The organism is Pseudonocardia nigra (assembly GCF_019396355.1).
Classification (GTDB): Bacteria; Actinomycetota; Actinomycetes; order Mycobacteriales; family Pseudonocardiaceae; genus Pseudonocardia; species Pseudonocardia nigra.
On sequence record NZ_JAHKRK010000239.1, the window covers coordinates 1 to 11,339 of the forward strand.

General features: G+C 72.2%; 10 protein-coding genes and 5 pseudogenes. 9 read left to right on the forward strand and 6 right to left on the reverse strand.

All coding sequences use genetic code 11. The features are described from left to right. Positions 1-102 precede the first annotated feature (102 nt). From KME75_RS35425 to KME75_RS46365, 7 genes and pseudogenes are all read left to right on the forward strand, one after another. A pseudogene (locus KME75_RS35425) lies at positions 103-1,286 on the forward strand (IS1634 family transposase); the annotation flags it as partial. Between the two features lie 128 nt (positions 1,287-1,414). Beyond that, positions 1,415-1,972, forward strand: coding sequence for a beta/alpha barrel domain-containing protein (locus tag KME75_RS35430; protein WP_219419310.1), 558 nt, complete (start codon positions 1,415-1,417; stop codon positions 1,970-1,972). 126 nt (positions 1,973-2,098) lie between these two features. Then, positions 2,099-2,671: pseudogene (locus KME75_RS45335) on the forward strand (FGGY family carbohydrate kinase); the annotation flags it as partial. Between the two features lie 9 nt (positions 2,672-2,680). Beyond that, positions 2,681-3,388, forward strand: coding sequence for an FGGY-family carbohydrate kinase (locus KME75_RS45340; RefSeq protein ID WP_281424829.1), 708 nt, complete (start codon positions 2,681-2,683; stop codon positions 3,386-3,388). Next, positions 3,385-4,283 (forward strand): annotated as a pseudogene (locus KME75_RS35440) (SMP-30/gluconolactonase/LRE family protein). The gene KME75_RS45340 and the pseudogene KME75_RS35440 overlap by 4 nt, the downstream one beginning before the upstream one ends. Next, on the forward strand, positions 4,189-5,163 hold the full coding sequence (locus KME75_RS35445; protein ID WP_219419313.1) for a DUF4432 family protein: 975 nt from the start codon (positions 4,189-4,191) through the stop codon (positions 5,161-5,163). The pseudogene KME75_RS35440 and the gene KME75_RS35445 overlap by 95 nt, the downstream one beginning before the upstream one ends. Positions 5,164-5,376: 213 nt before the next feature. Then, positions 5,377-5,541: pseudogene (locus KME75_RS46365) on the forward strand (hypothetical protein); the annotation flags it as partial. 21 nt (positions 5,542-5,562) lie between these two features. Here KME75_RS46365 and KME75_RS35455 read toward each other — a convergent pair. Then, a complete protein-coding gene (locus tag KME75_RS35455) occupies positions 5,563-5,886 on the reverse strand; it encodes a hypothetical protein (protein WP_219419314.1) in 324 nt (107 codons plus the stop codon). Positions 5,887-6,600: 714 nt separating this feature from the next. Beyond that, entirely contained in the window at positions 6,601-7,497 is an 897-nt protein-coding gene (locus KME75_RS35460; protein WP_219419315.1) for a nitrilase family protein, read from the reverse strand. 146 nt (positions 7,498-7,643) lie between these two features. Between KME75_RS35460 and KME75_RS35465 the strand changes: the two genes are divergently transcribed. Both KME75_RS35465 and KME75_RS35470 read left to right on the forward strand, forming a co-directional pair. Further along, positions 7,644-8,003, forward strand: a complete 360-nt coding sequence (locus tag KME75_RS35465) for a LacI family DNA-binding transcriptional regulator (RefSeq protein WP_219419316.1) — start codon at positions 7,644-7,646, stop codon at positions 8,001-8,003. A 290-nt stretch (positions 8,004-8,293) separates the two neighbouring features. Then, positions 8,294-8,524 (forward strand): annotated as a pseudogene (locus KME75_RS35470) (substrate-binding domain-containing protein); the annotation flags it as partial. A 104-nt stretch (positions 8,525-8,628) separates the two neighbouring features. Here KME75_RS35470 and KME75_RS35475 read toward each other — a convergent pair. From KME75_RS35475 to KME75_RS46370, 4 genes are read right to left on the reverse strand one after another with little or no spacing between them, the layout of a single operon-like run. Next, positions 8,629-9,354, reverse strand: coding sequence for a DUF1028 domain-containing protein (locus tag KME75_RS35475; protein ID WP_219419317.1), 726 nt, complete (start codon positions 9,352-9,354; stop codon positions 8,629-8,631). Positions 9,355-9,358: 4 nt separating this feature from the next. Next, positions 9,359-9,484, reverse strand: coding sequence for a hypothetical protein (locus KME75_RS45345; protein ID WP_281424828.1), 126 nt, complete (start codon positions 9,482-9,484; stop codon positions 9,359-9,361). Then, entirely contained in the window at positions 9,481-10,986 is a 1,506-nt protein-coding gene (locus KME75_RS35480; RefSeq protein ID WP_219419318.1) for a sodium:solute symporter family transporter, read from the reverse strand. Before KME75_RS35480 ends, KME75_RS45345 begins: the two co-directional genes overlap by 4 nt. After that, a complete protein-coding gene (locus KME75_RS46370; RefSeq protein WP_308283384.1) occupies positions 10,983-11,111 on the reverse strand; it encodes a hypothetical protein in 129 nt (42 codons plus the stop codon). Before KME75_RS46370 ends, KME75_RS35480 begins: the two co-directional genes overlap by 4 nt. Between the last annotated feature and the right edge of the window lie 228 nt (positions 11,112-11,339).

Genomic DNA, 11,339 nt, shown 5'->3' on the forward strand with positions numbered 1-11,339 from the left:
CGTATCAACCAGCACTCCCGGCAGCAAGGCAAGCACCCCGACCACCACGGCGTGTCGCACCGGGGCCGGGCCTCGCCTCGGCTGGATTAGCCGGTAAAAGGAGACACCACCTCCACCTACTTCGAGACCGACGAGCCCGACGATCCGCACGCCCGCCACGTCCGTGGCCGGCTGATACCGCGACCAGCCAGCACCACGACGGCGACGGCGACGGCGACGGCGACGGCGACGGCGAGCGCACCATGGGCGAGGACGCCGACACGGACGGAGTGGGGTTCCCGACGTTCGGTAAGTCGAAGGACTCCCGCGACGACCTGCCCCAGGTCGTGATCGGGATGGCGGTGACCCGCGCCGGGATCCCGGTGCGGGTGTGGTGCTGGCCGGGTAACACCACCGACTCGGCCCTGATCCGCCAGGCCCGCGAGGACATGCGCCACTGGACCCTGGCGCGGGTCATGTGGGTCGCCGACCGCGGATTCTCCTCCGCGCGCAACCGTCGCGAGCTGCGCCGCGGCGGCGGGCACTACATCATCGGGGAGAAGCTGCGCTCCGGCTCGGCCGAGGCCACCGCCGCACTGTCCCGACAGGGCCGCTACCAGCACGTGCGGGACAACCTGCAGGTCAAACAGGTCCGCATCGCCGACGACGAACGGTTCGTGGTCTGCTACAACCCCGAGCAGGCCGACCGCGACGCTGCGCTACGCGAGGTCATGACCGGCAAGCTCACCACCCTGATCACCGACACCGACCGGCTGACCCCGACCAAGCGGGCGGAGTTGCGCGGGCGGATCTCCACGATGCCCGGGCTCAACCGGCTCCTGCGCGTCACGCCCGGCGGCCTGCTGCGCATCGACAAGACCAAGATCGCCGCCGAGGCGAACCTGGACGGCAAATACCTGCTGCGCTGCTCCGACCCCAACCTGTCGGCCGAGGACATCGCGCTGGGCTACAAGCAGCTCCTCGAGGTCGAACGCGGCTGGCGGGACATGAAGACCACCCTGGAACTGCGCCCGGTCTACCACCGGCTCGAAGACCGCATCCGCGCCCACGTCATCCTCTGCTGGCTGGCGCTGCTGCTGATCCGGATCGCCGAGACCACCACCGGCGACACCTGGAACCGGCTTCGCGAGGAACTCCAAGACCTGCACGTGGGCACGTTCGAGGGCCCCGCCGGCACCTTCCGTCAGCGCACCGAACTCACCGGTGCCCAGCGCACCATCCTGGGCAAGCTGGGCATCGACCCACCCAAGAAGATCATCGAACTCGGGCTGCCAGCAACGCCCTGACCAGCACAACCACCACCGCCTGGACACACGCCCACCAGGCGGCGATCACACGTTCCCGCAGGTCAACGCCCAGAATCCGTGTCCAGGCCGACACTCAGCTGCGGAACCCAGCCCCACTGGCCGCCGTCGTGCTGCAGCTATGCGCCCAGAACCCGACCGGCGTGGTGCTCGGCGCCGAGCGCGCGCACTCGCTCGCCGAGCTGCTCGGCGGCACGTCCACACTGGTCGTCGAGGACGACTCCGCCGGGCCCACGTCCGTGGCGCCGCCGGTGCGGCGCCTCGCCGACGCCGGCGTCACGGTCGGGATCGGCACGATCACCGACCTCGGCGACGTGCACCGCGCGGCCGACGCGGGCGCGCGGTTCGTGGTGTCGTTCCGCTGCCCGCCCGGGTTCGTCGCGGCCGCCCGGGAGCGCGACCTGCTGCCGGTCCCGGGCGCGCTCACCCCCTCGGAGGTGCACGCCTCCCACGCCGAGGGCGCCGGGCTGATCAAGCTCTTCCTCGCGGGCATGATCACACCGGGCTACCTCAGCGAGCTCGCGCCGCTGGTGCCGGGCGCCGAGTACGTCATCAGCGGCGGGATCCGGCTCAACCCCGAGGTGCTGGCGGCATGGCGCGGCGCCGACGAGGTGCGCCGTCGGGCGGCGCGGGCCGTCGAGCTGGTGTCCGAGGTGGCCGGGTCGTGAGCACCTGGCTCGGGATCGACGTCGGCACGTCCTCAGTCAAGGCGCTCGCCGTCACCGACGACGGCACGGTGCTCGCGCGGGGGGCACGCCGACCACCCGACCCGGCGCCGCGGCGACCACGTCGAGCAGGACCCGGACGACTGGGTGCGCGGGCTGGCGTCGGTCGTCGCGCAGTGCGCGGACGCCGGCGTCCCGGACGGGGTGGCGATCGTCGGGCACACCCCGAGCCTGGTGCTCGCCGACGCGCAGCGGCGCGCCGTGCTGCCCTGCCTGACCTGGCAGGACGTCCGCGCGCACGACGAGGCGCGGCAGCTGCAGCGCGACTGCTGCGATCCCCCATCGGTGGTGGGCACCGACCTGCCGTGGGGACCGTCCTACCTCCCGGCCAAGCTGCTGTGGACCGCCCGGCACGCGCCCGCGGCGCTGGCCGCCACCCGGTGGCTCCTGCAGCCCAAGGACCACGTGGGCTTCGTGCTCACCGGGACCGCCGCCACCGACCCCTGGTCGTCGAAGGGCCTGTGCGGCGTGGACGCCGGCGGGGACGCCGCGAGTCCGGTGTTCACGGCGGCGGGCGCCGACCCGGGGCTGCTGGCGCCGCGCCGCGACCCTTGGTCGCAGCTGGGCCGCGTGGACGCGACCGGGGCGGGGGCGTCGGGGCTGCCCGAGGGCGTGCCCGTCGCGGTCGGCTGGAGCGACCCGCTCGCCGGGATGGCCGGGATCGGCGCCTTCGAGGAGCCGTCCGCGTTCGTGCTCACCGGGACCTCGCAGATCGCCGGGCTCACCGGTGCCGAGCCCGCCGCGCCGGCCCCATTGCTTACCGTGCCGTCGACCTGCGCGCCGCTGCCGGTGTGCTACGGCCCGACGCAGGCTGGCGGGGCTGCGCTGGCCTGGGCCGCCACCCTCCTGGGGCGGGAGACCGACGACGTGGTGGCGCTGGCCATGACCGCTGACCCGGCCGCGGTCCCCCGCTTCCTGCCCTACCTCGACGGCGAGCGCGCACCGCTGTGGCGGCCCGACGTCCGTGGCGTGCTGCACACCGGCCCGGCCGGCACGCCCGTGGCCTCGGCCGCCGTGGTCAGGACGTGGCGGGTGCTCAGCGCGACGCCGCGCATCACGGCCCTGGCGATCTCGGCGGGCCCGGCGGCGCTGCCGAGGTCCTGGTCGCCGGTGACCGCGGACGCCGCGAGGACGGTGGCGCCCAGCGCCGCCGTCTCCGGTTCGCGGTGCGCGACCAGCGGCCGTCCCAGCGTCTCCAGCTGCACCCGCGTCCACTCCGGCTGCGCGGCGCTGCGGCCGCCGAGGTGCTCCAGCACCCGCTCGCCCGACGCCGGCGAGACCGCCACCGGCGACGAGCTGTACCGGCACTACCTGCGCGACGTCGACGCCGATCTCGCCCAGCGGGGAGCCCGCGCATGAGCGCGGCGGAGCTTGTCGTGGAATGCGCGGACGGCGTCGGCGAGAGCCCGGTCTGGGACGACCGGCCGCAGTGCCTGCGCTGGGTCGACCTGCTCGCCGGGACCGTCCGGTCGATCACCCCGTCCGGCCACCGCACGGACGTGCAGGCCGGGTGCGCGGTCGGCGCGATCGGCCTCACCGACACCGACGAGCTCGTCGCGGCCGTGCGCGACGGGTTAGCCCGGCTCTCCCCGCCGACGGGCGGCTGGAGATGCTCGCCGAGGTAGAGGCCGGCGCGCCACACCGCCGGATGAACGACGGCAAGTGCGACCCTTGGGGCGGTGTCGTCGCGGGCACCATGCTCGACGACCAGGGCGAAGCCACCGGCACGCTCTACCGGATGGGCCCTGACGGGGCGGTCGCCGCGGGCGAGACCGGTTTCACCTGCCCGAACGGCCTCGACTGGACGGCCGACGGGCGGCGGTTCTACCACGCCGACACCCCGACCGGCCGGATCGACGTCTGCGACCTCGACCCGGCCACCCACCTGCCGGTCGCCCGGCGCGCCTTCGTCCAGGTGGACGGTCCCGGCGGGCCGGACGGGCTGACCCTGGACGCCGACGGCTGCGTCTGGGTCGCGCTGTGGGGTGGCGGCTGCGTGCGGCGCTACACGCCGGACGGACGGCTGGACCCGGTCGTGCAGCTCCCGGTGAGCCAACCGGCGAGCTACGCCTTCGGCGGACCCGACCGGCGGACCCTGTTCGTCACAACGGCCCGGCACGGACTCACCGGCCACCAGCTCGCGGCGCAGCCGCTGGCCGGTGCGCTATTCGCCGTCCCGGACCTGGCGCAGGGGCTCCCGGCGTACCGGTTCGGGCTCTCCCACCTCACCGGGAGGACGACGTGGAACTGCTGACCTCACCGGAGCTGAAGGTGCTGGTCGATCCGGACCGCGGGGCGGACATCGTGTCCGTCGTACCCGCTCGGATCGGGCAGAGCCCGTTGTTCACCTCGCCCTGGTCGGACTCCCCCGCGCTGTCGCGTCCCCGCTCACCACTGGAAACTCCCACGTCGACTGGCACGCGCGCTACCGCGGCGGCTGGCAGGTGCTCTGCCCGAACGCGGGCGACGAACGCCAGGCCTACGGGACGGTGTGGGGGTTCCACGGCGAGGCCGCGCTCGTCGCGTGGCGGGTGCTCGCGGCGAGCCCATCCGCGATCATCCTGGAGACCGAGCTGACCACCGCGCCACTGCGGCTGCAGCGCGAGATCACGGTGAGTGGCCAGACCCTGCGGGTCGCCGAGCGCCTGACCAACCTCGCCCCTGTCCCGCTCCAGGTGCACTGGGTGCACCACCCGGCCTTCGGCCACCCGCTCATCGACCGCGGGACCCGGCTCGCCACGGGCGCCACCCGCCTGCTGGCGGACCAGACGATCCCCGGATCAATGCTCGATGCCGGCGCCGCCTACGACTGGCCGGTCGAACCAGTGGCGACGCTCCCCGGCTGCGAGGAACCGCGATCGGCCTTCGCCTGCCTGACCGGCTTCACCGACCGCGCCTGGTACACCATCACCAACCCCCGCCTCGACCTGAGCGTTCGGGTCACCTGGCCGGCCCGGACCTGGCCCCACGCCTGGCTCTGGCAGCAACTGCACGGCAGCACCGCCTACCCCTGGTTCGGACGCGGGCACGCCTGCGCCATCGAGCCGGCCAGCACTCCCCGGCACCGGGACGACCGACAGGCACGCCCGGGGCCGCGGCATCGACATCGCACCGTGCGCGACGCGCGAGGGTGAAATCGAGCTGACCGTCTCCCGTCCGGCCGGACACCGGCCGACCTGACCGACTGGGGAACGTGTTGCTCACGCATTCCAGCGGGGCCGGTAGCGCTCTCGTGCTCGGCTCCGTGGTCATGTCCCTTGGGGCCAGCAGTCCATCACGCTGTGCCGCCCGGTCGACGTCCTCACCACCGCGGAGTGGTACGAGTACTTCTCGCGCTCGCGCAGAGTGTGGACCGGGGGATCTCATCCCATCGCACGCCTACACCCGCCGCGAGCCACTCGGCGTGGTCGCCGCCGAGAACACCGTCGTGCACACGCCGGCCGAGGCCCTCGCTCAGCGCGCTGCTGATAGCCGAGATCCTCGCCGACGCGGGCTTGCCGGATGGCGTGGCAAACGTCGTCACCGGGTTCGGCTCAGAGATCGGCGACCACCTGCTGCGCCACCAGCCCCGCCAGCGGTATCGGCTGCCTGATCTTCATCGTTCTGGCCATCATCGGCTCGATCGCGAACGCCTGCGGGCCCGAGAAGGAGGTCACCACACCGAGCCGGTCGTTCCTTCCCGCGACCCTCAGCCCGCGGACGACGCAGCCGGCGCCCACGACCCGCCCGGCCCCGGCGCCCACCTCGCCCGCCACCACGGGCACGAGTGCGGACCGCGACTGCCCCGACTTCGCCACCCAGGCCGAGGCCCAGGCTGCGCTCGACACCCGCCCCGGCGACCCCGAGCGCGTCGACATCGACGGCAACGGCATTGCCTGCGAGGAGCACTTTGGCGAGCCCGCGCGCCCGGCGGCCCCCGCCGGCGGTGACAGCGACTCCCGGGACACCAGCAGCGACGACGACAGGGGCTCGGTCTACTACGCGAACTGCGATGCGGTCCGCGCCGCCGGGAAGGCCCCCACCCGGCGCGGCGACCGAAGGCTGCGGCAGCGACTGACCTTCCCGGCCCGGCGGCATCCGCCGTGGGATCAAGCAGGGGTAGTAGGCCCTGATGCGCCACGCCGTCTTCCCGACGGGAGCGGCGATGATGCGGCCGGGTGGAGGCCCCGGCTCAGCGGCAGCACGACCGCTGAGGATGTGGTCGACGGTGGCACGCCAGCGGGGCGTGCAGGCGTCAACCTCGACCATTCCGTACGGAAGCAGGCGCAGGACGAGGGTGGCGGGATCGATCCTGTCGTAGCGGTCGGGCTCGGCGAGGCGGTGATGGGCGGCGCGCAGCGCGGCCTCGCATTCCGGCGCCCGATAGGCCGCCGCGAGCGCTTGCTGCCCGGCCTCCTCGAACAGCGAACAGCTCGCCCAGGTCATCGAAGACCTGCTGACGGGCAAGAGATCTGCGCCTACTTCCCCTACCCGCCAAGCAAACGCGGGCCGCGGCCGCCCGGACCGCCCGCCAATCGTCCCGCCCGTAAACAGCAGGGCGGCCGAGCGTCGCGGGCCCACGCGGAGCCGGCTCAGCGGGCGCCGGGCGTGGCCCGAGGCGCGAGCGCCTCCCGGTAGACGTCGTCCCGGCGGTCGCGCAGCGGGTCGTTGAAGTCGTTCCACGCGCGCGCGGTGCGCGCGGCGCTCAGGTCGACGTCGGCGTAGAGGATCTCCTCGTCGTCCGGTGACGCTGGCCCCGCCATCGGCCACCCTGTGTAGCTCACGATGACGCTCTGGCCGTTGAACAGCTGGCCGCGCTCGGTCCCGACCCGGTCGGCGGCAGCGACATAAACGGAGTTGGTGTGCGCGCCGGCCTGGCAGAGCACGGTGGCCATGGCTGGGGATCCCTGCGCCTGCCCGGGGATCGGCACCCAGTTGGTGGGGACGCAGATGATGTCGGCGCCGGCAAGGGCGCAAGCGCGGTACGACTCCGGGAACCAGCAGTCGTAGCAGATGAACGTCGCGATGCGCCCGATTGGCGTATGGAAGACCGGGAAGCCGAGGTCGCCGGGCTCGAAGTACAGGTTCTCGCGGTTCCACAGGTGGACCTTCCGGAACGTGCCTATGTGGCCGCTCGGGCCGACGAGGACACTGGAGTTGTAGAGCCGGTCGCCCACACGTTCTGGGATCCCTGCGACGAGGTAGACGCTGCGATCCCGACAGAGCTCCTCCCACGCCGAGATCGTTCGGCCGCTCGGGACCTCCTCGGCAGCGGCGAAGGCCTCGCGGCGGCTCTCGAAGACGTAGCCGGAGCTGCACAGCTCGGGCAGAACGATCAGCGTCGCGCCAGCGTCGGCGGCGGTGGTCGCCATCTCGAGCGAGCACGCGATGTTTCGCTTGACCTCGTTGATGACTGGGCGCATCTGCAGGCACGCCACGCGCACGACGTCGTTGGTGCCAGCGACCTCCGACGGGATCGGGTCCGGCACGGCGCTACCTCCGCTCCTGCGGACGCCCGTGCGGCAAATCCGCATCGTTTGCACGATGGTATGGATAGGATTCGAGGCCGTCAACGACGCCAGGAAGGTTCCGGTACCGGACTCTGGAGGCCCGCTCGCGCATCACGTTACGCGACATGGCCGATGCGGCGGGGGTCCACGTGTCGACGGCGTCCGGGGCGCTGGCCCGGGCGCGCGACGGCCGCCCGCCCGGGTCGCCCGTCGCCGAGCGGGTGGTGGCACTGGCCGCCGAGCTGCGCTACCAGCCCGACGTCTTCGCGGCCAGCCTGCGGACCCGGCGCACCTGCATGCTGGGCGTGCTGGTGCCCCGCCGCCTCACCGACCTCGCCGTCAGCACGATCTATGAGGGCATCGAGGAGACGGCTTCCAAGCTCGGCTACCAGACCGTGGTCGCCAATACCCTCGACTCCCCGACCGAGCGCCGCCGTCGCACCAGATGCTGCTCGCCGACGCCGGAACCGAGACCCGTACCTTGACGAGCTGGCGGCCTGCTCGGTCCCGTTCGTCCTCGTCCACCGGCGCCACCCGCCGTACCCGGCCGTCGTCTGCGACGACTCCGCGGGTGGACGCCTGGCCGGCTACCACGTCACCGACCTTGGGCACCCCCGGGTTGGCCTCATCGCCGGCGTGACCTACGCCAGCAGGGCGTGGAGCGGATAGCAGGCTTCCTCGAGGCGCTGGCCGAGCGCGGCGTCCGCGTCCCCCGCGACTTCGTCGTGACGTCCCCGGTCAGCGCCGCTGGCGGGCACGCCGCCGGCATGCGGCTGTTGACCCAACCGGACCCGCCGACCGCGCTGTTCGCCGTCACCGCACCTTGTCGCCATGGGCGCGATTGGGGGCACTGCGCGACCTCGGGCTGGCGGTGGGCCGGGACGTCGCCGTGCTCGGTTTCAACGGCATCTCGCTGGTCAGGGAGCTCCACGTGCCGCTCACCCCCGTGGCGAGTCCGGTTACGGCCATGGGGTCCGCCGCAGCGCGGCTGCTGGTATGCGCCTGACCGGGGAGGACGACGGCGGCGGGACCCGCCCGCAACTCGAGCCGCGGTTGGTGGTGCGTGCGTCCTCGGACCCGTCGGCGCCGTCGCCGAGGAGGAGACTGCGCTCAGCCCGGCGCGTCCCGCGCGGCGCGCTCGGCTGGGCTGAGCAGCAAGAAGTCGACGACCCGCTGGTCTTGCCGCCCGCCGGGCTGGGCCCGGGTCGGCATCATCGCGACGAACGGGAGCAGTTCGCGGCGAGCCACCTCCCACACCCGGCGCAGCTCGCCGACCGGCGCGGGGTGGTCGTCCACGCGCACGTCGACCGCTGGGTAGTCCTCCTGGCCGAATACGCGCACGGCCGCCGACTGGCGTCCCCGCTTGTCTCCGCCAGCGGCGTCACCGGCCTCCAACGCGCGCACGAGACGCTCGGCAAGCGGCTCCTCCGCGCTGTGCCGTAGCGCGGCCACCATCACGTCGAGCGTCTCGGGGCGCCTCAGCATGTTGCCCACCGCAGCGTGGTCGGGGCCGGTCAGGTGCCCGGATGATCCGGTGCACGCCGCCCCGGTGAAGGCTGCGGACCCGCCGCCGGAGTCGACGACCGCGAGCTGGCGCTCCTGCGCGTCGGGGTCCGCAGCGATCACGCGGTCGAGCACCGCCTGCGCCCTGAGCCCCTCCCGCAGCAGCGCTAGCCCGTCGATGCCGAGGTAGGGGTTCACCCACGATTGGGTCGCGACGGCGCCGACCCGCGGCCCGACGAACGCGCACATCGGCGCGACCGCCGGGACCGCGGTGGCGACGGCGACGCCGAGCTCCCCGGTACGCGGGCAGCGGGCAACGACCGAGAACGTCACCGCGCTACCACAGGTGGCCCTCGCGGCGCTCGCGCAGGAACGTCACCGTGATGGCGACGAGCGTCCCCAGACTGCCCAGGGTCCCCAACGCGATCAGGGCGATCCAGAGCCAGAACGGCGTGGTGATCACTTTTTCCCCTCTGCGATGCCAGCATTCTCGGAACGCGTCCAGTCGATCATGCTGCGGAAGTCGAACTCGCGCGGCCGCAGCAGCGTCCATCCGACAGTGGCCACTGTGGAGATGAGGAAAGACACCACGGCACCCTGCAGCTCACCGCCTAGCCACGCCGGCAGGTCCACGACCTCCAACCTCAGCCAGAGAAGGTCGAAGGCGCCATCGCCGAAGACGAGCAGCCCTGCCACGGTCCCGATCACGACGCCCCAGAATACGCCGTTGGGGTTGGTCTTCCGGAAGAAGATGCCCATGACGATGGGTGGGATATAGGCCGCGTTGATGACGCCGAGCAGGATCAGCAGCGTCAGCAGGGTCAGCGGCCGGGGCCAGGCGATGACGATGGTGATAACCGCTGCCACGATGGTGAGCAGGCGGCCGACCCGCAGCAGCTCGCGGTCGCCGGCCTGGGGCCGAACGAAGTTGTTGTAGACGTCGTTCATGAAAATGCCGGAGACGGCGTTGAGCAGCGCCGACATTGTCGAGGCCAGGGCGGCCCAGATCAGCACGAGGAAGATGACCGCGCCGACCCGGCCGGTGTACGCGGCGACCACCTCGGGGGCCACCGAGCTGGGCCCGCCGGGCAGCTCGAGGCCGGTGCCCACGGCCACCCACGCAAGCGTTCCGGTGGCGATCGGCACGAACACCCAGCCGATCCCGGCGAGCGTGAACGTCCGCGTGATGACGTTCGGTCGCAGGGCGAACGCTCGCTGCCAGAAGGTGTTGTCCATGAAGACCTCGCCGGTGTAGATCAGCGGGATCACGGCGAGGAACAGCAGGCCGTCGGCGGCCGAAAGGCTGAGCTTGGCCTCGGCTAGCCCGGCCATGCCCTGGTAGACATCGACCGGGTTTGCTGAGATGTAGACCCACGCCGGGAAGAGGAAGACGACGGCCATGATGAGCATGGTCTGCATGAAGTCGGTGCTGAGCACCGAGACCATGCCGCCGATGGTGACATACGTCGTCACGATGGCAACGGTCACGACGAGGCCGACGTGGAAGTCGATGCCGAAGACGGACTCGAGGATGATGCCGGCGCCCATGCCTTGCGTCAACAGCCACCCGAGGTCCCAGATGATGAGCATGACCAGGAACAGGCCGTAGTTCTTGCGGTCGTAGCGCAACCGGAAGAAATCGCCCACCGTGCGCCCCGCCGGCAACAGGGTGCGCAGCCGCCGCGCGAGCGGGGCGAAGGCCAGCACCGCTACGCCGCCGCCGACGGCGTAGCCGAGCACGCCGAGGACGCCGAACGTGTAGCCGCTCTCGGGTGCCGCGAGGATTGTGTTGCCGGTGACCCAGGTCGCCAGGATGGTGGCCGAGCCCAGGGCGACGCCGACGTTGCGGCCGCCGACGAGGTAGTCGTCGGTGGAGCGGACCCGGCGGGCCACGCTGAGTCCGACCGCGATCCAGAGCACGCCGAAAGCCGCAATAACGACGATGCCGAGAAGCTGGTTGCTCACTGCTCGTCCTCCTCGCGGCTGACCGGCTGCTCGTCGCGGACAGCCCGCACCCCGAGCGCCATCATGGTGAACATCAGCGCCAGGCAGAGCAGGCCCAGCAGGGCCCAGACGTACTCTGCGTCCACAAAAGCTCCTCTCGCGCCGTTCCGATGGAGCGCCCTCCGGGATCCCGTCGAACCCGGAGGCAATCCTTATCGTCGCGGCTCAATCTGTGCCGTGCGCATCGCCAGGGCCCCGGCGTTCTGATCATTTAGGTGTTACGTCCGGTTTTGTCCGGTTGGCTCGCCCTGGTCAGTGCGGGAGACGAGGGGGCTGAGTTGCCAGGCGAGCGCGGCTCCTGATGATCTTTCAGG